Source organism: Methanolobus mangrovi (assembly GCF_031312535.1).
Lineage (GTDB): Archaea > Halobacteriota > Methanosarcinia > Methanosarcinales > Methanosarcinaceae > Methanolobus > Methanolobus mangrovi.
Genome location: NZ_CP133594.1, coordinates 1,816,365 through 1,839,338, shown reverse-complemented (window position 1 = coordinate 1,839,338; position 22,974 = coordinate 1,816,365). Strand labels below are relative to the sequence as shown.

26 protein-coding genes and 1 rRNA gene are annotated in these 22,974 nt (G+C 42.7%); 16 read left to right on the top strand and 11 right to left on the bottom strand.

The features are described from left to right. The first annotated feature begins 1 nt into the window (after position 1). Positions 2-123 (top strand): 5S ribosomal RNA (rrf, locus tag RE476_RS08845). A 132-nt stretch (positions 124-255) separates the two neighbouring features. Here rrf and RE476_RS08840 read toward each other — a convergent pair. After that, positions 256-915, bottom strand: a complete 660-nt coding sequence (locus RE476_RS08840; protein ID WP_309307289.1) for a potassium channel family protein — start codon at positions 913-915, stop codon at positions 256-258. Beyond that, a complete protein-coding gene (locus RE476_RS08835; protein WP_309307288.1) occupies positions 912-2,369 on the bottom strand; it encodes a TrkH family potassium uptake protein in 1,458 nt (485 codons plus the stop codon). Before RE476_RS08835 ends, RE476_RS08840 begins: the two co-directional genes overlap by 4 nt. Positions 2,370-2,508: 139 nt before the next feature. On the opposite strand from RE476_RS08835, the gene tgtA reads away from it, so the two are divergent. From tgtA to RE476_RS08815, 4 genes are all read left to right on the top strand, one after another. Continuing rightward, complete coding sequence (gene tgtA / locus RE476_RS08830; protein ID WP_309307287.1) at positions 2,509-3,978, top strand: tRNA guanosine(15) transglycosylase TgtA; 1,470 nt, start codon at positions 2,509-2,511, stop codon at positions 3,976-3,978. Positions 3,979-4,148: 170 nt separating this feature from the next. Next, the gene (locus tag RE476_RS08825; protein ID WP_309307286.1) at positions 4,149-5,093 is read left to right on the top strand and encodes a UbiA family prenyltransferase; all 945 of its coding nucleotides are present in this window, start codon (positions 4,149-4,151) and stop codon (positions 5,091-5,093) included. Positions 5,094-5,109: 16 nt separating this feature from the next. Continuing rightward, on the top strand, positions 5,110-6,267 hold the full coding sequence (locus RE476_RS08820; RefSeq protein ID WP_309307285.1) for an NAD(P)/FAD-dependent oxidoreductase: 1,158 nt from the start codon (positions 5,110-5,112) through the stop codon (positions 6,265-6,267). Positions 6,268-6,270: 3 nt separating this feature from the next. Then, positions 6,271-7,416, top strand: a complete 1,146-nt coding sequence (locus tag RE476_RS08815; RefSeq protein ID WP_309307284.1) for a radical SAM/SPASM domain-containing protein — start codon at positions 6,271-6,273, stop codon at positions 7,414-7,416. Between the two features lie 69 nt (positions 7,417-7,485). On the opposite strand, the gene RE476_RS08810 is transcribed toward RE476_RS08815, so the two are convergent. Both RE476_RS08810 and serB read right to left on the bottom strand, forming a co-directional pair. Beyond that, positions 7,486-8,346, bottom strand: a complete 861-nt coding sequence (locus tag RE476_RS08810; RefSeq protein WP_309309586.1) for a coiled-coil protein — start codon at positions 8,344-8,346, stop codon at positions 7,486-7,488. Between the two features lie 40 nt (positions 8,347-8,386). After that, entirely contained in the window at positions 8,387-9,115 is a 729-nt protein-coding gene (gene serB, locus RE476_RS08805; protein WP_406600963.1) for a phosphoserine phosphatase SerB, read from the bottom strand. A gap of 212 nt (positions 9,116-9,327) precedes the next feature. Here serB and RE476_RS08800 point away from each other — a divergent pair, with 212 nt between their 5' ends. The 8 genes from RE476_RS08800 to RE476_RS08765 all read left to right on the top strand — a co-directional run bounded on the left by RE476_RS08800 (position 9,328) and on the right by RE476_RS08765 (position 14,085). Next, complete coding sequence (locus RE476_RS08800) at positions 9,328-10,125, top strand: PAS domain-containing protein (RefSeq protein WP_309307283.1); 798 nt, start codon at positions 9,328-9,330, stop codon at positions 10,123-10,125. Between the two features lie 15 nt (positions 10,126-10,140). After that, entirely contained in the window at positions 10,141-10,506 is a 366-nt protein-coding gene (locus RE476_RS08795) for an STAS domain-containing protein (protein ID WP_309307282.1), read from the top strand. Beyond that, complete coding sequence (locus RE476_RS08790) at positions 10,499-10,909, top strand: ATP-binding protein (protein ID WP_309307281.1); 411 nt, start codon at positions 10,499-10,501, stop codon at positions 10,907-10,909. The genes RE476_RS08795 and RE476_RS08790 overlap by 8 nt, the downstream gene beginning before the upstream one ends. Further along, a complete protein-coding gene (locus tag RE476_RS08785; RefSeq protein ID WP_309307280.1) occupies positions 10,902-11,345 on the top strand; it encodes an anti-sigma regulatory factor in 444 nt (147 codons plus the stop codon). The genes RE476_RS08790 and RE476_RS08785 overlap by 8 nt, the downstream gene beginning before the upstream one ends. After that, positions 11,336-11,908: a SpoIIE family protein phosphatase gene (locus tag RE476_RS08780; protein WP_309307279.1), complete on the top strand. Its 573-nt coding sequence runs from the start codon at positions 11,336-11,338 to the stop codon at positions 11,906-11,908. Before RE476_RS08785 ends, RE476_RS08780 begins: the two co-directional genes overlap by 10 nt. Before the next feature lie 3 nt (positions 11,909-11,911). After that, positions 11,912-12,931 (top strand): ATP-binding protein, encoded by a 1,020-nt coding sequence (locus RE476_RS08775; RefSeq protein WP_309309584.1) that lies wholly within the window; start codon positions 11,912-11,914, stop codon positions 12,929-12,931. A 121-nt stretch (positions 12,932-13,052) separates the two neighbouring features. After that, positions 13,053-13,874, top strand: a complete 822-nt coding sequence (locus RE476_RS08770) for a F420-dependent methylenetetrahydromethanopterin dehydrogenase (protein WP_309307278.1) — start codon at positions 13,053-13,055, stop codon at positions 13,872-13,874. Positions 13,875-13,905: 31 nt separating this feature from the next. Beyond that, positions 13,906-14,085: a hypothetical protein gene (locus tag RE476_RS08765; RefSeq protein WP_309307277.1), complete on the top strand. Its 180-nt coding sequence runs from the start codon at positions 13,906-13,908 to the stop codon at positions 14,083-14,085. Between the two features lie 50 nt (positions 14,086-14,135). Here the strand turns inward: RE476_RS08765 and RE476_RS08760 are convergent, their stop codons facing one another. Further along, positions 14,136-14,729 (bottom strand): pyruvate kinase alpha/beta domain-containing protein, encoded by a 594-nt coding sequence (locus tag RE476_RS08760; protein WP_309307276.1) that lies wholly within the window; start codon positions 14,727-14,729, stop codon positions 14,136-14,138. A gap of 147 nt (positions 14,730-14,876) precedes the next feature. On the opposite strand from RE476_RS08760, the gene RE476_RS08755 reads away from it, so the two are divergent. Further along, positions 14,877-15,623, top strand: coding sequence for a proteasome assembly chaperone family protein (locus RE476_RS08755; protein ID WP_309307275.1), 747 nt, complete (start codon positions 14,877-14,879; stop codon positions 15,621-15,623). 4 nt (positions 15,624-15,627) lie between these two features. Beyond that, positions 15,628-16,017, top strand: coding sequence for a DUF473 domain-containing protein (locus tag RE476_RS08750; RefSeq protein WP_309307274.1), 390 nt, complete (start codon positions 15,628-15,630; stop codon positions 16,015-16,017). Positions 16,018-16,026: 9 nt separating this feature from the next. On the opposite strand, the gene RE476_RS08745 is transcribed toward RE476_RS08750, so the two are convergent. The 5 genes from RE476_RS08745 to RE476_RS08725 all read right to left on the bottom strand — a co-directional run bounded on the left by RE476_RS08745 (position 16,027) and on the right by RE476_RS08725 (position 20,057). Beyond that, positions 16,027-16,653, bottom strand: coding sequence for a DUF169 domain-containing protein (locus RE476_RS08745; RefSeq protein ID WP_309307273.1), 627 nt, complete (start codon positions 16,651-16,653; stop codon positions 16,027-16,029). Then, the gene (locus tag RE476_RS08740) at positions 16,650-17,381 is read right to left on the bottom strand and encodes an endonuclease V (protein WP_309307272.1); all 732 of its coding nucleotides are present in this window, start codon (positions 17,379-17,381) and stop codon (positions 16,650-16,652) included. The genes RE476_RS08745 and RE476_RS08740 overlap by 4 nt, the downstream gene beginning before the upstream one ends. Continuing rightward, entirely contained in the window at positions 17,341-18,960 is a 1,620-nt protein-coding gene (sepS, locus tag RE476_RS08735) for an O-phosphoserine--tRNA ligase (protein ID WP_309307271.1), read from the bottom strand. Before sepS ends, RE476_RS08740 begins: the two co-directional genes overlap by 41 nt. Positions 18,961-18,990: 30 nt before the next feature. Next, the gene (locus RE476_RS08730) at positions 18,991-19,626 is read right to left on the bottom strand and encodes a haloacid dehalogenase (protein ID WP_309307270.1); all 636 of its coding nucleotides are present in this window, start codon (positions 19,624-19,626) and stop codon (positions 18,991-18,993) included. A gap of 164 nt (positions 19,627-19,790) precedes the next feature. Then, on the bottom strand, positions 19,791-20,057 hold the full coding sequence (locus RE476_RS08725) for a UPF0147 family protein (RefSeq protein WP_309307269.1): 267 nt from the start codon (positions 20,055-20,057) through the stop codon (positions 19,791-19,793). Between the two features lie 118 nt (positions 20,058-20,175). Between RE476_RS08725 and RE476_RS08720 the strand changes: the two genes are divergently transcribed. Further along, positions 20,176-20,652: an Sjogren's syndrome/scleroderma autoantigen 1 family protein gene (locus RE476_RS08720; protein WP_309307268.1), complete on the top strand. Its 477-nt coding sequence runs from the start codon at positions 20,176-20,178 to the stop codon at positions 20,650-20,652. A gap of 44 nt (positions 20,653-20,696) precedes the next feature. On the opposite strand, the gene RE476_RS08715 is transcribed toward RE476_RS08720, so the two are convergent. After that, complete coding sequence (locus RE476_RS08715; RefSeq protein WP_309307267.1) at positions 20,697-22,961, bottom strand: DEAD/DEAH box helicase; 2,265 nt, start codon at positions 22,959-22,961, stop codon at positions 20,697-20,699. Positions 22,962-22,974 lie beyond the last annotated feature (13 nt).

The following is a 22,974-nucleotide window of genomic DNA, read 5'->3' as shown; positions in this document are numbered from 1 at the left end:
GTTTGGCGGCCATAGCGGCGGGGAGATTCCTGTACCCATCCCGAACACAGAAGATAAGCCCGCCAGCGTTCCTTACTGTACTGAAGTACGAGAGTCTTCGGGAACTCTGGATCGCTGCCAACTCACTCATAAACAATAACTTTTTCTAACTGGTTTTTACTACAGCTAATCTATTTGTTATTCTTACTTTTGTTTGTTTTATGTTAACTACTTATGTTATTTTCTTCTGAGTATGCATGCGTGTGGCAAATTTATTCATGTCTTTATATTTCTTCCAAGAGCCTCGTTGACATTGTTAATCAAATCTGCTCTGGTAACCAGTATAAGTTCATCCTTTTCATGTAATTTAGGATCTTTTTCTGCAAGGATGAATTCATCTTTGCGATAAATGCCTATGAATGCACTATTTTCAGGTAACGATATCTCTGATAATTTCATATCTATTACCTGATCGGTAGCCATCACTCCCATAAAACGCACATCAGAACGCACCAGATTACTCAGTTCAATTGTGTTAATACCTCTAAGGACATCAGAGATGTATCTGGAAGATATGCTTGAGGGATTTATCATATAATAAAATCCAAGTTTGTTTGCAACATCCATGAACTGCCTGTCATCTATCTTCAGAATAACTTTCTCAACCTTTGCATCTCTGGCTATCAGGCCGATGAGGATATTATTCTGATCAATGTTTGTGCAGGCAACAACTGCATCTGCATTAGATATGTCTGCTTTTTCTAATATATCCGGCCTTGTACCTTCTGCATTTATAACTGTACAATCCAGGGTCTCTGCCAGTTCTTTGGCTATGGATTCATCTTTCTCTATCAGTATTACTTCTTTACCCTGCTGGATCATATTTTTCGTGAGATTTATTCCCAGTGAACCGGCGCCAACTACGATTACTCTCATATTTCACCACTCCTTTTATTTACTCTTTTTATTTTTATCCATGTTCCTGGCATGAAAAGTAGTATAAGTGGTATTATCTCGATTCTTCCAAACAACATGTCAATTATCAGTACTAACTTAAGGGTGACAGGCATTGCAGTGCTTGTGACTCCTGCTGAAAGTCCCACAGTGCTTAAAGCGCTTGATACTTCGAATACGGAATTATTTGTATTCACTCCATAAAGCATGAAAATAAAGGATGATACAACCAGTATCAATGTGTAAAGCAGCATGAAAGTCACAAGATTGTAGATTTCATCACTCTCTACAATGTGTTCCTCTATTTTAATGGGTGTAAGCGTCTCCCTGGGCAGGAACAATCTCAACAACACATTGTGTACCACTTTAAAGAGCAAAAGTACTCTGAAAACCTTAATTCCGCCAGCTGTTGATCCTATGTTACCTCCTATCCACATCATGAATATCAACACCGCTTTAGAAGCATCAGATAATATGGAAAGGTCTACTGTAGAAAAACCTGCTGTGCTAACTGCAGATATTACCTGGAAAAGACTATCCTTGATCAAATTGTACTCCATATTTTCTTTTGCAAGAGTAAAAGCAAAAAGAATTACTCCTATAGTTGTAAAGGCAAGGAAAGCCCTGAGTTCAAGATTTTTGAAGAATTTCTCTGGCTTCTTGAAGAGGTATGGGTAGAGTACAAAACTAACCGCTCCCAGGAGACACGATATGCTAATGGCTGCGGGTATAAGGCTTCCCTGGTATGCACCTATACTTTCAGCACGTGTTGAAAATCCGCCGGTTGACACACAACAAAGGGCGTGGCATATAGAATCAAAAAGTGACATACCACTCATTAAAAGCAATATTATGGACACCAATGTTATAATTATGTAAACTTTTCCAAGTGTACGGGTGGTGGCTATCACAGTTGGTTTGATCTTCATATCTCCATAGTTTGCCTTGTACATCCTCGATGCAGTAGTTCCCGGTCTGATAAGGACAGAAAGTACCACAAGGATTATTCCAATTCCTCCTACCCACTGTCCCCAGGAACGCGCAAACAGGAACACCGGTCCGACATCTGGTGGTGCAACACTGAGCCCAGTTGTCGTAACAGCTGACACACTTTCAAAATAAGCATCAATAAAAGTCATTCCTGTTGTAAGCGACATTGGTATTGCACTAAGAAGTGCAGAGATTGGAAAAACCAGTGCAACAATGATGAGTGCTTCCTTTGTTTCAAGCTCATAATCAGGAAGAGCTCGATAAATAACTGTTCCAATTATGAATACTACTGCAGCAGTGCTTCCATAATCTATGGCAGCTTCTACATTTCCTAGGATCAATGCAGCAATTGTCGGGACAACCAATACAAAAGTGAAAGCTATAAGATAATATCCCATGTACTTTGCTACAGCTTTGTGGTTAACAGGCGAGTGTAGCTCGTACATATACTATAATAATTCCTGTTACTTTATAAATTATATCATGGAATATTCCTTCTGCTCCTCTTTCATTTGAGATTGTAAATTCTGAGTTTAGGTTCCTGAAAGGAAGCTTAAATATATCTTAACTATCATCTAAAAGCTCATGTCATCACAATTTGATATAATTCATAAGGATGCAGCAGGGCGTATCGGTAAGCTGACAACTCCACACGGAGTGGTTGAAACTCCTACTGTAATGCCTGTCATTAATCCTAATATCCAGACAATAAAACCCTCCGAGATGAGGGAGTTCGGTGCTGAGATACTTATCACCAACTCATACATTATCTACCGTAAGGATGAATTAAGGGAGAAGGCTCTCAAAGATGGTCTTCATGCACTTCTTGATTTCGATGGTCCTCTCATGACCGATTCCGGTTCATTCCAGTTATCAGTCTATGGTGAAGTGGAGGTCACTAATGAAATGATCATTGATTTCCAGCAAAAAATAGGAACAGATATAGGCGTTCCTCTGGATATTCCTACACATCCTGACGTGTCTTATGAAAAGGCAAAGGAAGATATGGATATTACAATACAGCGTCTCAAGGAAGCAAGGGAACTTGTGAAAGGTGACATGCTTCTGGCAGGTCCTGTGCAGGGTGCTATTTACAAGGATCTCCGGGAGGAGTGTGCCCGTGAGCTTTCAGAAATAGGTTTTGATGTATATCCATTCGGAGCTGTGGTTCCACTGATGGAATCCTACCGTTATGCCGATCTTGTAGATGTAATTGCTTCTGCTAAAAAAGGACTCGACCCTACAGCACCTGTCCATCTTTTTGGTGCCGGACACCCGATGATGTTCGCATTGGCCGTTGCCCTTGGATGTGATCTCTTCGATTCTGCTGCATATGCGCTCTATGCAAAGGACAGGCGTTACATTACTTCAAGAGGAACATATCATGTGGACAAGCTCAAATACCTGCCATGTTCCTGTCCGGTATGTATGACTCACACAGCGGAAGAACTGAAAACGGCCCACAACTGCACCGAGCTTCTTGCCAGGCACAACCTTTATGTGACTTTTGAAGAGGTTCGTGAGGTCAAACAGGCTATATGGGAAGGCAATCTCCTTGAACTTGTAGAGCAGAGATGCCGTGCTCATCCACGAATGCTTGAAGCCCTTAAGCAGATGTACACATATTCTCCATGGATGGAAGAGTGTGACCCTTCATCCAAATCTACATTCTTCTATTGTGGTCCTGAGTCTGCCAAACGTCCGGAAGTCCTGCGCTTTAACAGGCAGCTTGAAAGGTTCACCATAGAAGGTTCGGCTTTGATAAGGACTTACCCGACAAAAAGGGACAGTGATTATGACAACGTCCTGATATTCAAACCACCATTCGGGTCTTATCCGCAGGAACTTGCAGAGGTTTATCCGTTCAATGCGGAAATTGTAAGAACTCCTGATTATGAATCCCTCGAGAGTGCTTATGAGAACACTATCAGGCTTGTGGAGCTGAACCCCAATGCAAAGTTCACTTTCCTGATGCAGGACAAATTAGGGCATCCTCTTGTTGAAAAACTCGAAAAGATGGATAACTTTACAGTTGTCTCTTCCCAAAAAGAGTGAAGTCGATCTCATCTCAAAAAGGAAATAAAACCTGATTATCATCTGATACTCAGGTTCTTATTGTCCAATTATTTTTTATTTTAGACCTGTATGACTCATTTTTAGTCAGACCACCCTAATACTAATATACGATACTGGAAATTAGGAGCTATAATCTATTGGTGATATACTTGGTTTCCACTTCAGGTTCAAAAACGAGAAATCCCTATCTGGAAATGTTAAGGCCGGAGATAGCGGATATGGATTTAGCCCTTCCTGCAGCGAGTGCTCTGCTGGCATCCTATCTTACAATAGGGGTACTGCCGGACCCAATTCTTTTCATCATAGCTGTTATCGGAGGGTATGCAGCGATCACAAGTTCTTATGTATATAATGACTGTTGTGATGTTGATATTGATCAGATAAACCTTCCAAACCGTCCGTTGGTGTCTGATAAGCTAAGTCGCGGACAGGCTATGAAGTATGCAGGTCTGTTGTTTTTAATAGCAAGTGTGGCAGCTCTCTATCTTAATCCTGAATCTTTTGTGGTGCTGGTGATAGCAGTCGTCACTATAAGTATATACTCAAAACTTGCAAAAAGGCTGACATTTCTTAGTTTCGTACCTGTGGGGATAGCTTACGGACTTGTACCTATAGGTATCTGGCTGGCATTCGATCCGGCAGGGATTCTCAAGGAACCTTCCTATGGTTCAATACTCCCACTCCCTGCTATATTCCTTGGCTTGATGATGTGTTTCACTGACTGGGGTTTCACTCTGTCCGGTGTTGCAAGGGATGTAGAAGGCGACAGGGCAAGGGGCGCACCGACTTTTCCGGTAACATACGGAGTTCCGGCAACCTCTAGGTTTGTAACTCTAATGTGGGTAGTAGGAATAATAGCTTCCATAGCCATCGGAATTACTGCAAAGATAGGTCCTATATACTTTGCAGGTGCACTGCTGGCAGGTGGCTGGATACTTACACAATCATTCGATTTTATAAAGAATCCGACAGAGCAGCGTGGCGGACAACTGTTCCTTCAGGGCTCAAGATACAGAGGTGTCATGTTTGGTTCTCTCATACTTGATGTAATACTTTGCATACTCGTACCGGCATACTCCGGTATCTTATGGTAACTTCACGAGGTTCAAAATGGATGCAGATATCATTGTAATAGGGGCTTCCCCTGCAGGGGTCATGGCAGCACGGAATGCATCAGCTAAAGGCTGCAAAGTACTCCTTCTCGATAAAAAAGAAGCCGCAGGTGTACCTACTCATCCGGCAAACACTTTTTTCAAAGGGATGTTTGACCGGACAGGCGAGGAAGTTGACCAGAGTTATGTTATTAAGAATCTCAAAGGTGCCTATATAATAGCACCATCCGGCAAGAATGTCATTTTTGAAGGCGATGCTTATTTCCTTGACCGGAAGAAATTCGATGAATTTTACATTCGCCAGGCAGAAGAAGCAGGTGTAGACGTTCGCTTCGGAATCGAAGTTCTTAATGTTCTGCGTTCAGATGGCGTTTTCACAGTAAGCACCTCAAAAGGAAAGATAAAGTGTAAGCTAGTTATTGTTTCAGATGGTATAAATTCCAGGATAGGTGCCCTTCTGGGTATGAAACCTATCAAATATCCTCAGGACATTGCCTGGTCACTTGAAGCGGAGATAGAGGCTGAAGGCATTGGGGAGCCTGATATGTTCGAATATTACGTGGGCAACCATGCACCAGGGTGGAAATCCACTTATTCTCCATGTGGTGGCAACAGGGCAACTCTTGGTATGTATGTCCGCAGGCATGGAAAGGATGTTTCTGATTTCTTCGATGCATGGCTTGAAAAGTTCAAGACATTAAAAGGGCTTGATGAAGTAAAGATCATCAGTAAATCTGTAGGTGGTGATCCTATAGTTGCAATTCCAGGTGAGATAGTCGCTGACGGCGTCATGATTACCGGTGGTTCTGCTGCCCAGTCAGGTATAGGATACGGGATGCATGCAGGCCAGATGTGTGGGGATGTTGCTGCCGATGCAATTGCCAAAGGTAATCTGTCAAAGAGTTTCCTTTCGGAATACAGGAAACGCTGGAATGCCGCATACAGGACTGAGTACTACCTTGGAAGGTTTGCCATGGAGACTCTCAGGAAAATGAATGATAAAGAGATTGATGAGCTTATGAAGGTCTTTGAAGGAGAGGATTTGAAGGTTCTTGGCGGAACTCCTTTTAACCAGGCATTACAGGTATCAAAAATGATATTGAAAAATAACCCTTCATCTATACTTTCATACAGGGCTATCTTCAGGACGAAGTGAGCAATGAAGAACAAGTATTACTTTTACAGGAATCCATTTTTCAAGGTCTATGCCCAGATAGAGGATGACCGGGTAAAAATGAAAACCTCCGGTATTGCTTCCTCTATCATGGGTTCTTACGTTTCGGAAATGATGGGGATATTTGAGGATACAAAACCCTCTAAAGTGGAAAAGGACCAGTTGATATACTCCACCTGGATGCCTCCTATACCCAGCAAGGCATTTGACAGGCTTGTTTCAAGCCAGATGAGTGCGATGAGGGGAAAATTCGTTCCGGAACAGATCACAATTTCAATTACAGAGGAGTGCCCGAACCGATGCATACACTGTGCTCTTCCTGATACTAAGAACAAAGCAAGGCTCAGTCCGGATGCTGTGAAAAGTGTGATCGATCAAACCCAGAAGATGGGTACAACTCTCATTATATTTGATGGTGGAGAACCTCTGTTATATGATGGCCTTGAGGATCTCATAAGTTATGTTGACAAATCCCGCGCAATTCCGGGCCTTTTTACGTCCGGTGTTGGCATGACTCCGCAGCGTGCATTGAGTCTTAAGAATGCGGGTCTCTCCATGCTCAGTGTAAGCCTTGACAGCGCAAATGAAGAAGGTCACGATTACATGCGTGGAAGGCCGGGCGTGTTCAATGATGCTGTCAATGCCATAAAGAATGGTCTGGATGCAGGCTTGCTGGTTGGCATTTACGTTGTTCTGTCACCTAGGAATGTTGATGAACTTGACGAATTCTATGAGCTTGCAAAGAAACTCGGTGTGCATGAACTTTCTTTCTATGAAATAGTCCCAACCGGCAGATGGCTGGGTCATGAAAAAGAAGTCCTCTCAGCCGAAGGCCTGAAAAAGTTCGATGATTTCGTGGAGCGCACTTCTCATGCTGAAGGGCCGCGTGTTTTCCCGATTCCTCAGATCATAAGGAAAATGGGATGTTTTGCAGGCAGAAAATGGCTTCATGTAACTCCTGAGGGGGATGTACTTCCATGTGCATGCATGCCAAAACCATATGGTAACATCCATGAGGAAAGCCTGGCTTCCATATGGAAAAATATATACAAAGATCCTGTTTTCACTTCAGGCCCCTGTCTAATGAGGGATTCTGATTTTAGGACTGTCCACCTTGGACTGGAACAATAATATTGTTCAAAAAAAAGTTTCAACAAAAAACAGTTGAAAGGAGGGTGAATATCACCCTCTAAATTTTGATTATTTTAGGAATCCTGATCTCTGGAGTGCCATCAGGTTCTCCATAGTAAGCTTTCCACCGGACTTGAAATTGTCAAAGATGTCTTCTGCATCCTTGCGTGCATCTGCCCTTGCAGCTTCCTTCTTACCGTCGAAATCTCCTTTCTTCATCTTGCGGAGTTCCTTGTCGATGTCGCGGATCTCTTTCTGTGCTGCAATGAAGAGTTTGTGCTGTTCGTCAGCTTTTTCCTGGAATTGGACGAATTCTTTGTGAGCAGCATCAGATTCTGCGCGAATCTTGTCGGCTTCTTTGAAGGTAGTGATCATCTTGTCATGATATTCCTGTGCCTTCTGTGCATACTCTGAAAGTGTAGCGTGATGATTTGAAGCTTCGTCCCTGATCTCCTGTGCATCGTCCAGCAGTTTCTTGAGTTCTTCATTTCCTTCAAGTTGCTGCTTCTTTACAACATATTGCTTCTGGAGTTCAGTGATCTTGTTGACCAATTCTCTTTCCTTATTGGTTGTGAGGACTTCTGTCTGCTGTGCAAACTCGAGTCTGTCGATCTCCTTGCGTATGTCTTTGATCGAAGGTCCACCAAGGTTATTCTCATTGCGGATCTGGTCTATCTTCGCAAATACGTCGTTTGCCTTGTTGTTGACCTCATCACGGAGTACCTTGTATTCCTTTACCTTTTCGTTGTTCTCGTCACGGAGTACCTTGTATTCCTGTGCTTCGTTGATAAGGTCCTTAGTCTTCTTGTTCAGCTCATTGCGCTTTGATGCAAGTGTGCTTGCCTCTGCATTAAGCTCGTTACGTTTCTCTTTGTATTCTTCTGACTGTGTCTTAAGCTCAGTCTTCTTGTCGTTAAGTTCTTTTATCATTTCTTTATTATCCTCCCGGTCCAGCAAAAGAGCTGGCATTTCATGCATCTCTAATGCACGATACTTGGCCTTTTTCCGATTCCAACAACTGGATAACCGGTATAACTGCTTCAAGGTTCTTTTCTGTTATGACAATATCAGCATGCTCATGGAGAATCGGTTTGGAATTGAATGCTATGGCATATCTTGCCCTTTTAAAAATACATATGTCGTTGGCACCGTCGCCAACTACAATACATTCTTCAGGTTCTAATCCATATTTTCGGGAGATTTCTTCAAGAACATGTTCCTTAGAGCATTGTCCTGTAAGGGGCCCCCTTACTTCTCCTGTCAGACATCCATTGTCTATCAGTAGTTCATTTGAAACCACATGATCCATGCCAAGTGTTTCACCAACGCGCTCAGCAGCGATGGTAAATCCACCTGAGATCATTGCAGTTTTATAACCTCGGGATTTCAGGTAATTGACAAGTACTTTCGCACCGGGCATAAAAGGCATTTTGTCAAGCGCGGCATGAGCATCATCGAGTGTAAGTCCTTTTAGTAGTCTGACTCTTTCAACAAGCGCATTGGAAAAATCAATTTCTCCACGCATTGCTTTTTCTGTAATAGAGGCGACTTCGTCTCCCACTCCTGCGGCATGTGCGAGTTCGTCAATGGTTTCAGCATCTATAAGGGTGCTATCCATATCAAAAACTACTAACTTTATCCTATCAGAATTATTGCTGGTACAACTCACTTCATCAAACCTGGAATTTGAATCCCGCATTGAAACAGTATTTAAGTGCCGAGATTGATTTGAAATACGCTACATTGCTTTTAAGGTTTTCGGATAGGATGCATTGTTTATGGTTATTTTATTTTTTTGTACAAATTTGCAAAAAAGCATATTGTGTTAACAGTCCCGTTTATATATATGTATTATTATACAGTGTTATAATATATATTTAGTGTATAATTGTTTATTCGAGAGGCTTTCATATGAAAACAGAAACAGAAATTCCTGCTGTGATGGATAATTTTTCTAATAAAAATGTACTTGATCAGCTTCCATGTATGGTGATGGCAGTTGATCTTGATTTTAACATCCTTTCTCTTAATGCTGTTGGATGTAGGTGGCTTGGAGAGGATTTTGAGAACATTGAAGGTAAGAAATGTTATGACCTGGTGCGTTCTCCTCATTGTAATACCAACAATTGCCGTGTTAAACAAGCCATGGAAAATGGCAGGGTATATGTCTGGAGGAATGAGATCACAGCTGCTGGCAAAACCTTCCCTGTAGAGTATACTGCAGCTCCATTGAAGGATAAAGAAGGTAACATTATAGGTGGAGTTGAATATGTCATTGACATAAGTGACAGGGTAAAGATTGAAGCAGAGGTCCGGGCTCACAGCCGTACTATAATGGAACTTTCAACACCTGTTATTAAACTCTGGGATGGTATTGTGATTCTTCCATTAGTAGGGGTGATCGATACAATGCGTGCTCAGCAGATAATTGAGAACCTATTATCCTCGATTGTTGAAAATGAAGCAGCTGTGGCAATACTTGATGTGACTGGTGTTCCAATGATAGATACAAGTGTTGCACAGCATATCCTGAAGACTGTAAGTGCCGGCAAAATGCTTGGTGCGGAAGTAATCATTACCGGTTTCAGTCCAAATGTTGCCCAAACAATTGTGACTCTCGGAGTTGACATGAGCGGTATAATCACTACTGGTTCATTGCGTGACGGTGTCTCAAAGGCTTTTGCTATTGTAGGAAAAAAAATGGTATGAGCTCCGGGTGTTCCTATGGAAATACCAATACTGAAACTAAAGAATATCCTGCTCACTTCAATACAGAGTGACATGACTGACGATGATGCTCTGAAGTATCAATCAGACGTCGTTTCAACTCTTGAAAAAAGTGGCTCAAAGGGTCTTATCATTGATATAACTGCAATGGATATTGTGGATTCTTTCATGGCCCGTGTGATCAATGAGACGGCAAGGATGGCACGTCTTATGGGTACTCGCGTTGTCCTGTGTGGTATGCAGCCAATGGTTGCGCTTACACTGGTTGAGATGGGGCGGGAACTTATTGGAGTTGACACTGCCCTTAATCTCGACAAAGGCTTTGACAAGCTTCTTGAAATGATTGAAGAAGGGGTTGAGTAGCATAGCCGAGAAAAGCATTGATCTCAAGATTGAAGATGATATTCTCATAGCCCGGCAGATTGCCAGAAAAGAAATGGCAGAAATAGGCTTTGGTTCCGCAGATCAGACTCGTATGGCTACTGCAATCTCTGAGCTGACAAGGAATGTGATTAAATATGCAGGCCAAGGCGTATGCCATATCATTACGGAAGTTTCATCGGCAGAAATCAAGGTAAAAGTAGAGATCGAAGATTATGGTCCGGGGATCGCTGATCTGAATAAGGCCATGGAAGACGGATATACGACTGGTGGCGGTTTAGGCGCAGGTCTTCCTGGCGCAAAGAGGCTTGTGAATGATTTTTCTATAGAATCACGTCCCGGCTTAACAAAAATAAATTTAGAGATGTGTCGTCCTAATGTCTGAAATTTGTGAATACACGTCTCCTGAAAATGGACTGAAGTCGATGGTAGAGGTAACGAACTTGTCTCATGTTGCAAATGTTCAGACTACTGTTCGGTCAATTGCAAAGAAACTAGGATTCTCAGAACTTGCTTCACATAAAGCCGCGACTTCTGCATCCGAGCTTGCTTCTAATCTGGTTCACCATGCCAGTAACGGTGGCTCCATAACTATCAGGGAGGTCCGGAAAGATGGGTACATAGGAATTGAGATAGTATCCAACGATTCTGGTCCGGGTATAATGGATGTGGATCTGGCTTTGCAGGATGGTTATTCCACGGGCAATGGCCTTGGTTCCGGACTACCTGCAGTTAAAAGGATTATGGACGAATTAGATATTTCAGTAACAGGCGATTCAAAGACCTGTATTACAACCCGGTTGTGGTATTTATGCGAGTAGCAACAGAATCACGTTCGTTCAATGGTGATATACACTGTGGAGACCAGTGTGACTGGTGGCTTGAAGATGATACATTGACTCTCTGTATGGTTGATGGACTCGGTCATGGTAAACATGCTGAAGAAGCAGCAAAAGCTGCTTTAGATTACGTTTCCTCTCATCTGCAGGAATCTCTTGGTACTCTGTTCTCAGGATGTGACAGGGCTATAAAACAAACAAGAGGTGTAGCCATGAGCATCGCCCGCATCGATCAGAATGAGGGTATTCTTGAGTATGGGGGTATTGGAAATACTCGTACAATGATATATGGTGAAAAAGCTTCTCATTTTCCTTCCAGCTGGGGTATCGTAGGTGGTGGATTCAGGCATTTACATATTGAGAGGGCAAATATTTCCACAAATGATCTTCTGGTAATGTGGACTGATGGTATTCCTGAAAATATTAAGATTTCATCGTATGACTCATACATGCTACAGGATGAGCAACAGCTGGCAAAAAAAATACTGGATGATCACGGGCGCATGACTGATGATGCAACCATATTAGTGTATATGCAGGGGTGATGCATTATTACGGAAACCGATTTTAAAGAAAGGTATTATGGGATTCTGAAAGGTTATGTTACCACTCGTGAAGAAAAATACCTGATGCGTTCTGAAGATCTAGGCTATGAATTGGTCAGGTGCAATGTCCCTCCGGAAGATATTGTTGAACTACATGAATTAGCGATCTCAAGGCTAGCCACTGACCTTCCTGCAAAGAATATGATGGAATGTGTAGGTTTCCTTTCCACACCACTTGTAGAACTTATGATGGCATATGGTCTTGCGTTCAGGCAATGGATCGATGATCTGGAAAAAAGCAAACAGGAACTCATTATGTATGCTCAGGAGTTACAACATTCCAATGAGCTGAAAGAGCTTTTTGCTGACATTATGCGTCATGATCTCCTGAATCCTGCTTCTTTGGTCAACGGCTTTGTTTCTATTCTGCTTGAATGGGAGGAAGATGAAAAGAAAAAGTCCCTACTTACAAATATAGAAAAGAGCAACCGAAATCTTGTATACATTATAGAGAAAGCAGCAGAATTTGCCAAACTGGATTCTGTGGAAGAACTGGATTATTCTACTCATGACCTTGGCTTAATTCTACAGGATATCGTGGATACTTTTATGCCCAAGTTCGAGGAAAATGAAATGACTGTGGATATGGGTATTGACAGATCATACCCCTCATTGGTAAATCCCCTTATTGAGCAGGTTTTTGTTAACCTTATTTCCAATGCCATAAAATATGGTCCAAAAGGTGGTCATGTGGATATATCCATATCAGATGCAGGGAAAGAATGGCAGGTAAATGTGAAAGACAACGGCAGTGGTATACCTGAACAGGACAGGGAAATGATCTTCACCCGTTTTTCAAGATTAGATAAGGTCAATAAAGGCAGTATCAAAGGTACGGGTCTTGGTCTTGCAATTGTGCACAAGATAGTTACTCTTCACAATGGTGGTGTTGGTGTGGATAGCAATTCTCCTGAAAACGGCAGTAATTTCTGGGTCCGGCTTAATAAGGCCCCGACAATTTAGCCATATTTTCTCATTTATTCCACTTTTTTCTTTTATAATGTATCTATCCAGATTGTGCAATGGAAGTGTTATTCCAAAAATAATATATGCTACTCTGTCCATTGCACTACTGTGATTTTACATGGCAAAGATTGGATTTATTAAACTCGGTAACTTAGGTATGAGCCAGGTTATAGACCTCGTTCAGGATGAGATCGCAGCAAGAGAAGGAATTACTATCCGTTCTTTCGGAACCGGTCCTAAAATGGGTAAAGACGAAGCAGCAGCAACAGAAGAACTCAAAAACTTCGATGCTGACTTCTACGTAATGATCAGCCCTAACTCAAGTGCACCAGGCCCAACAGCAGCACGTGAGATATACAAGGATGTTCCATGTATCGTTATCTCAGACGGTCCAACAAAGAAGGAAGACCGCGCAGCACTTGAGGAAGCAGGCTTTGGTTACATTATCATGACCGTTGACCCACTCATCGGCGCAAAGACCGAATTCCTTGACCCTGTAGAGATGGCATCATTCAACTCTGACGCAATGAAAGTACTTTCAACATGTGGTGTTGTAAGACTTATTCAGGAAGAGCTCGACAAAGTTGCCGCAATGGCAGACGAAGGCAAGGCACTCGAACTCCCACACATCCTCGCAAAGCCAGAGAAGTGTATCGAGAGAGCAGGTTTCAGCAACCCATACGCAAAGGCAAAGGCACTTGCAGCTCTTCACATGGCTGACATGGTCGCAAAGATCAACTTCCCTGCATGCTTCATGATGAAGGAGATCGAGCAGGTTACTCTCACAACAGCAGCAGGTCATGAGATGATGCGCGCAGCAGCACAGCTGGCAATCGACGCAAGAGAGATCGAGAAAGCAAACAACAGTGTCTTCAGACAGCCACACGCAAAGAAAGGCCACCTGATGACCAAGACAGCTCTCTACGAGAAGCCACAGTAAAGTACCTTTAAGGTACTTACTTTTTCTTTTTATGGACCTTTTTTCTGTGATATTGATCGCTATTACTCTCTTTGTTGTATTTGTTCTCCTCACTGCCTATTTCCTTAAAAGTTACATAGTCATGAATTCCATTGACAATAAAGGTGAAGAGGATGGGTCATTGGATAAAGAGGAACCTTCTGTTATTCCTGAAACGGATGAGCAGAAGTGATTAAAAAAGAGCCGGATGATCCGGCATTATTATCTATTCTGAAGCAGGGCTTATTTTGGCTCTTCCTTAGCCCTTGGCATTGCTATTATTTCTCTTACCTGAATGCTGAAGAAATCGAAAGAATGCGCAGGCCTGAGCACAACTGAAACATCAGCACCCTGTCTAGTTCCACCTATAGCTATTATCTCTGTTTCAGGGGAAACCGGGATATGTCCTGAATCTGCAGCCATCATTGCAGATTCAATGGCTACCTTGAATCCTTTTCCGAAAACAGCACGCAATGTATCAGATATTACGTCAGCACGACTTGCACCGCCAATGCGGTTTGAGATTGCACGCTCGACACCTGAGAACATGTGGGACTGTGTGGTCATTACGACTCCCAGTTCGTTCAGTTTCTTCAGTTTATCCTCGTCAACTTCCCATTTTCCGCTTTCCTTCAGTCCATACTGGTGGGTTATAGCGATCAGTTTTACGTCCTGATCCTTGAATGCTTCTGCAGCCACAAGTGCTGTCTCACCGCTTGTGCTCGCCAGGACCACATGTTTTATTCCAAGTTCTGCTGCTCTTTTTGCAGATAATTTCATTACTTCTTCTGTATTTGCTTTACCTACATCATCAAAATATGTTATTGATTTATCCACGTTATCACCTTTGATTTCTGAATAACAATTGCTCTGCTTCTCACATATAAGTTTAATTAATGAACGCAAACGATGCTCTTATCTATAAGCTGGCTGTTATATTAATATAAGGGAGTTTAGCAAGTCGTATTTTTGAAAGGTGATAGTTTGGCAGTAACAGATTATGATAATAACAATGTAAAGATCATAACCACAGATATAAAATCAGAGAATCCTATTTTAGTAGAGGGTTTTCCGGGAATCGGTCTTGTAGGTAATATTGCAAGCCAGCAGATTATTGACGAATTGAAGATGGACTACCTTGGTTCCATTGACTCAAGACACTTCCCACCCATTGCAGTCCTCTATGAAGGTCTTATAAACATGCCTGTGAGGATATATGAAAGTGTGGAACATAACATGGTGATGGTGGTTTCCGATATCCCTATCAATCCGGTAGTGGCCTACGATATAAGTAAAGCTCTTCTGGACTGGGCACAAGCCATCAACGTCAAGGAAATAGTCTCCCTCGCAGGCATCGCAACCATGAGTGAAGACCACAAGGTCTTTGGTGCTGCAACAACCCTTGAGATGCTGGAACGGATAAGGGATAAGGTAGAACTTTTCCAGATGGGCACAATTTCCGGTATATCCGGCAGTATCATGGGTGAATGCTTTGTGCGTAAAATGCCCGCAATAAGTCTTTTGGGTTCTACCATGAGCCAGAATCCGGATCCACGGGCAGCAGCAGTAGTGATTGATGTCCTGAACATTCTTTATGACTTAAAGATCGATACTGAAAGCCTTATTGAACAGGCAGAGAAGATCGAAATAGAAATGCAGCGTCTGGCTGAGGATGTAAGGACCGCTGAACAGCCAGCAGGGCCAAGAAAAGAGTTCCCTATGTACGGGTGATAGCATGGAATATGTTGCTTTAACAGGAATATCTGAACGTGTTATATCTGAACTAAGGCAAAACCGGCTTCTTACTATTGAAATAAGAAACCCTTATAATTTCATGGCTGCTTTGCATCTGAATGTAGGTGATATGTTATTACTTACACACACAAGTCCTGAGGACCTCACAGGCGGAAGTATGGGGGTAGTTGCAAAATTGGTCAGGCATCAGATATCTACTCATCGTCTGATGCAGAGCAGTGAGCTTTACTACGAAGAACGTGAGACCACAAGCCTCAGGTTGCAGCTTGACCCAAAATGTATTGCACGTGTGCGTAAGGTGCTGAACAATACGATAGGTGAGGCTACAAAGGTCGATGCGGAAGAGATTCCACTCTACAATGCCAGATAAAATAAGAATTCAGTCAAATGTTGCAGGGATATTCTTTAATCCCTCTTCTATTGTGTTTACCAATTCATAACTTATGCCGATAGGTACTTCTTCATTAGGATAGCCGCTATGTTTTCTTGAACCTTTGCATCCATAGGATATGCCAATTCCTTCCTGAAGCGGTCTTGCAGTACAATCACCGCATATGGATGCTGCACCAATGGATCTTGATGTGATCCCTTCACCGTTATGGTATGCATATGCCTGTATTATCTTCATTACTCTTTCCGGTTTGAGATAAAGCAGGAGTACATCGAATTTCCCTTCGTTTTCTTTCAATGGCTCAATTCTTAAGGATTTGAACCCTTTTTTTATTCTTGGAAGGGAACTCACAGCATTTTCTGCAGTCTTCAGGTCTTTGTACCTGTGAGATTTCAGGTAATAGTCTGCAGGACTGGTTTCACTTATGCCCAATATATAATCTCCCGGCCTGCATCGCTGGTGTTCTATGCAGAATGAGTCTCCGGTTCTTGCCATATGTACAAGTTCACAGTACAGGAGGTCAGATGTGCTGCCTTCATCTTCACATAGCGTGATGCACACAGGTTGACCATTGTCCATGAGCGCCTTAATATTGGGATATCTGCATGAGTTCATTCTTTGACCTCTCTTCCTGACACGAATTTCTTTACTTCATTTGCATACATATGTGCAAGCCTTGTAGGTTCGGGAAGCTTGTATCCTTTCAGGCAATGTTTTACAATTTTCAGGCAGCTTTCCAGAGATACTTTATGTCCGGGTGCGACTATTATGGGATTACTCCTTTTATTGCTTTTCAGTAACCAGCCAACCTGCTCCTCGTCGTATATCAACTTCCGGGATTCTTCAACTTCTGCAGGTGTTTCTGAAATGCCACAAAGTATCTTCTTCGAAACACCTATTGTCGGTACATCCATTACAACTCCGAAATAACTTGCCATTCCTGCTCTTGTAGGATGATTGATGCCACAGGAGTCAAACATCACTATGTCCGGCTTGTTCCCAAGTTCTAAAAAAGTAGAAGCAATGGCTTTTCCTTCCCTGAAGTTCAGGTAGGTGGGAATATATGGAAAAACCACTTTCTGTACGGTATATTTCTTTTCTATGACTTCAAGGGTTGTATAGTCCAGGACAACCATCACACAGATGATCTTATCATCGAAATATGCGCAGTCTGTGCCAGCTATCCTGTCTATCTTCTCATAGCCATCCACAATACTCAAATTATGTATGGCTGTTTCCTGAAGTTTTCTAAGTTCTTTCAGTGTATGGGAACCAGGGTCGAACCAGTGGTCCAGTTCATTCTTATTCGATGGTTGCCCGTACAGTTGTGAATACCGGTCCACGGATGTCTATCTTCTTTTTGTTGCTTGTGATGTAACGCTGTGCAAGAGGCTCAAGGCGGATGTTGATCTCAGAAGGTACTTTCACTATCCTTACTCTTGTCTCGACTTCGCTCTCTCCGTTTGCAACAGCATCCTCTATGTCCTTTGCTGCCTGGCATGCAAATGCATCAAGGAATCTCACGCCGGTCCTTGCAGAATGATTCTCCAGTACTGCTTTCCATTTCTTGTTATCAGGTACTCCAAGAATGTCGCTGTTATAGGTAACCACTTCGTTGAACAGAGCAGGTCCGCAGAGTTTAGTTTCTTCCTCTGGCTCAATGACTGCCACTTTTACCGTCTTTCCATTGATGCTTCCTTCCCATGCAGGGAACTCACATGGGCTTGGGGTTGCTGCATACTCTTCACAAACCGCTACAATTGCTTTTACGATCTCTTTGCCTTCTTCTGTTTCGGGGACATTCTCTATGTATGTCATCCTTGCAAGCTCGTTATCGGTCATCTTCCACTCAGAGTATTGTGGTATCTGTGGGTATGTGAGTGAACGGATGTCAGTTGCATCGTGAAGTATCATTGCCAGCCTTTCAACCCCAAGTCCCAGGTTCATCACAGGATATGGTATATTGTACTGGGAAAGGGCTGTAGGCGAGTAAATACCAAAGGTTGCTATCTCTATCCATCCGTCGGAATATTTGGTCTTAGAACCGACCAGATTAGGATGATATGCAAATACCTCTATCTGGGTATCAGGGACATAGTATTTACTGCGCTTGTCATCAGGCCTGAACATGAACTTTTCAAAACCGAATTGTGAAAGCAAGCCCTGAGCGACCGCTTTACCGTGGTCTATTGTGACGTTCTCATCCATTATTACGCAGGATGCGGAGTAGTATGTCATGAGGCGTGCGGCATCTTCGTCCTGTTCTCTTCTGAAACAGCGGTCAATGGAGAAGAAATTGAATGGCGGATTTGCACGTTCGATAATAGATGAAAGGCTGATGAACCACCCTGATGTCATGTGACTTCTGAGGGTCTTCTTTGTTGCCTGTGGTATGAGCTCCTTGAACTCCGGGAAAACCTGGTCAATCATTTCCACAATAAGTGAATCAGAGACATTGATACCGGCAGCTATCTCAGGTACAAGGTCATCTCCTTCCACATCTCCTTTCTTGTATGAGTGAAGGACCTTCCTGATGGTCTCAATGGCTTCATCATCGATGTCTCCAAGTATCTCTTTTATACTATTGATACGTTCATCGGAGATGCCTACATTAGGGCGTGGGAGTCCTGATAGGTAGAAGCATCTGTCAAGAACAGCAAGTGCCTCATGGCTGAACTGTTTGTGAACCTCTTTCTCGTCCACTATGAGCGGGTTCATCATTTCCTCGAATCCCATTCTCATGTATGCGTCACGGAGTTTTGAGATGGTGTCATATACGGGGTGTGGTTTTCCGTATTTGAGGGTCATATGTGGGTACTGCTCATTCAGCTTTGTTTCACTGATGTAGTTCTTCCCCATGTTCCATGCAGCATCAAAATCCTCTTTTGCTGCTTTTTTGATATCATCAGGATTGAATTTCATAAATTTACCTCGTAATGTTATTAATATGATTTAATTAATTCTGCTTTCGAATTCCTTCATGGCCTTTTCCAGCTTTTGCTGACGGATTGCGTTTGTAAGGTCTCCTCTGGTTTTCTCTATGATGGACCTTGTCGTGTCAGTCTTATGGCGGAGTCCATGTGTCATTGCATCAGGATAATCAAACATCATCAGGCAATTATGGATATCTTCCATCAGCCGAAGGTGGCTTTCTCCTTCTTCGGGCTGACCTTTTCTGATAAGGTCAAGTATATGCCTTCTGAGTTCCCCGCTCACGTCCCCAAGACCATTCAGGTATGCAACATCACTTACATTAAGTTCCTCTGGACCTGGTATTGTTCCATCTTCATTTTCTTTGTTGAGTATTCCGTAAACTATCGTACATTCAACAAATTCCTGTTGTGCATGTTCCAGAAATCCGGCATAATATATGTCGGGATGAGTTTGGAGCAAGGAGTTCATTTTTCCAAGCATTTCTGCAGCCTTTTCAATTAACGAACTGGCTTTTTTGAAATCCTTTTTATGTATGCTGTACATTGCAGTCCTGCAATTACGTACGACATCCCTGGAAATCGCCAGAGTGCTCTCTCTGGCTTTGTCTTTTTCCTCGAATTTGTCCTTTATTCTGCTGGAAATGTTATTGATCATTACAATCCTTTAGTTCATTTGCAGTCTGGTATAAACACTTTTTCGAAAGCTTACGCAAAAACCGGGAAAAAATTTATTCATAAAATATTGCTGTAAGTGCAACAACAAAATCCAAATTAAAAAAGATTGAAAAGGAAATAATGAATAATTACTTCCTGGCTTGCTTACTCGTCGACCGGAATGGTCTCGAGCTGGCTTGCAACATCCCATATGAGTGTCCTTGTGTGGACAGGTATGTTAGGGTCGTTGCTTATATCTTCAAGAATGGATATGCTGGATGATGTTCTCAAAAAGAGAGGTTCATCCTTTTTATTCAATGTATCTAGAATTTCATTTGCAGAGCGCCTTATATTTCTTGGCACAGAATTATCGTTTGCGATATATTCCAACTTCTGCTTACATTCATCAATGACTTGTTCAAAACTTGACATGTAGGATCACCTTGATAACCTTAAAATCAAAATAGGATTGCTTAATTAGCTCCTAAATAATTATATTCTATAAAAAGACTTTCATTGTTATATATGTTTTGAAAAACAAGGAGATAATATGTCAAATACTGATGATGATAATATACAGAAAATATCAAAGATGCTTGAGATTGGAGGTACAATGCTGGCACAACATTGTGATAATTGCGGTGCTCCTCTCTTCCGTTACCAGGGGCGTGTTTTATGTCCTGTATGTGATGATGTTCGCGATCCCCGGGGGGCTGGCCAGCCAACTTCAGCTACAATTTCCCGCCCGTCTCCAAAACCTGAACCTTCTCCTGTAAAAGAAAAGGAATCTCCTGTTGCGGCAGTCGCTGGTCAAGCTTTACCTGAAAAGAGATCAAAAGCGGAATTTGCAGCGAGTGCAGCCCCATTACAGGGTTCTGTTCTGGATCTGGAATCCCTGATGATTAACAAGATGCTTGCAATAGCACGCGAAATGCAGGATGAGTCTGATGCAAGAAGGGTAACGGAGTATCTCGATGTGATAGATCGTTGCATGGAAATTGTAGTCAAAATGCGTAACTCGCTGTAGGCGTGGATGAATATTCACTCTACTCTTTATTTTTGAATTGAACTTTATCTTTTGTACTCGCTGCCTGCAATTTCTCTTATCCTGGCTGCGGTCTTCGGTCCGATGTTATCGACCTTTATCAATTCTTCATAATCTGCTTTCATCACATCCTCCACCGAGCCGAAATGTTCCAACAGACTGCGAGCTGCCTTTGGTCCGATATCCGGGATTGACGATATGACATATTCCTGTTGCTGTGGTAACATAGGTGCAGATTTTTTCCCATGCATGTTCACTTCTCTTTTTTCATCTACTTGCTCTCTTTTTGCTATCTGGGATAACAGGGCTGCTGTGTCTTCAGCATCACGAGTGTAGAATAGGGACACACCAAAATCAAGGGATATTGAGGTCAATGAACCATGAATTGCATTTGGATTCATTCCTCTGCAATTGAACAGGCTTTCACCTTCAATAATGAGTATCGGTTTTTCATACGCTCTGGATAGGTTTGCAATTTGCTCGAAGAGCTTTTTATCTATCATTGAACTGACAAAATCCTGTGATTCCTTCCTCTCAACAGCTATGCGGTCACTCAGGATGTAGTCGCCTACCTCAAGGGTCTTGACAATTATTTCTACACCTTTCCTGTCCAGGTTGCGGGCAACAGAGCTGCGTATCTCCCTCTGGTCAACGACTATTTTGATGTTCTTATTTTCGTCGTCATACTCGAACAGTGTTTTCTGTTCATCAGGGATGTCGGTTGTAAAGTCTTCTGTGATGGAGCTGTTCTTCCTGGCAGGCATAGCTGCCTGAAGCTCTTTCATATTGCTCTGCATCTTTTTTTCTCTTGAAAGGCTGCTCCAGTAATATGCCTCGTCTCTCGTCCCTTTTGTGACAAGCACGACCACGCGACCTTCGTGCTTTCTTCCGGTCCTGCCCTTTCTCTGGATACTTCTTATCTCTGAGGGGATAGGTTCATAAAAAAGGACAAGGTTCGTGGATGGGATATCAAGTCCTTCCTCTGCTACGGATGTTGCCACAAGGACATTGTAATCACCAGCCTTGAACTGCTCGATGATCTCTACCTGTTGCTTCTGTGTCAGGCCCTTGTCCTTGTATTTTGATGCCTGGCCAACAAACCTCACAGGTCGTACTCCTTCTATCTCCGAGAGTGCATTTGTAATCATTTCGGCAGTGTCGCGGTAGTTCGCAAAAACTATAACTCTTGAATGTGGTTTGCCTTCAAGTTCTTCATGCACTATCTTCTTTACATGCTCCAGTTTTGGATGCTCAAGATCGCAGTCTTTGACCCGCCTTGCTACCTGCCTGATGTACAAATCCTCAGCAAGGCGTTTTGAGGCTTTGCTTCCGCTTTTAGAGTAAGCTTCGTTGTCAAGTCTCTCCATGTACATACGCAGTGATTCGAGTCCCTGTGTCTCCACTATCTCAACAGCATGGTTCACTTTCATGATCTCTGCAAGTATTGATATTGCTCCGTATACTGAAGCTTCGGGTAAACCTCTCAGTTCTCCCTGAAGCTTTGTCTGAAGGCTCAGGAGGTCTTTTTTTGAGACATATTTCTGATTGTATATGGGATATCCAAGCTCTGTCAGCTTTTTGAACCTGTCCTCTAGTACCTTGTCAAGCAGGTCTTTTATCTCTTTCATTCCGGCAGGCAGGTTGATGCGCTCCCACTCTATCTCTTTCTTGTGTATGTATGGTACCACATCTTTATCTGATTCGGTTTTCACAGCAACCGATTCGATGTGCAATGACTGGCACACCTCGGCTATCTTTTCATCCGAGCTTCCGGGACTTGCAGTGATCCCTAAACATAGTGGATTTTTTGCAGTTTCAAAGTACTTTTCAGCGATGTATGTATAAGCGTAATTGCCAACGGCTCTGTGTGACTCATCAAAGGTTATGTGTGTGACATCATCAAGACTTATTCTTTTAGTAAGGATGTCATTTTCAATTACCTGTGGCGTAGAAATGATAACCTTTCCCTTTTTCCACATATCTGCCCTTTTGGCCGGGTCCACACTACCTGTAAATGTCAGGATCTCCTCTTCCGGAAGCTTGAACACATTTTTAAAGAAGGAAGCATGCTGCTCAACAAGTGGTTTTGTAGGTGAGAGCACCATTACCTTGCCACCGTATTTCTCAAGCCTGGATGCCATCACGAGCAGGGATATGACTGTCTTGCCAAGGCCCGTTGGAAGTACGACCAAAGTGGACGTATCAAGTGCCTTGCCTGCCAGGTCCAGCTGGTATAGCCTCTGCTCAACGGTATTTGCTTTTATCAAAGGGTGTCTGATGTATTCCGGCATGTCTATGGCTCTG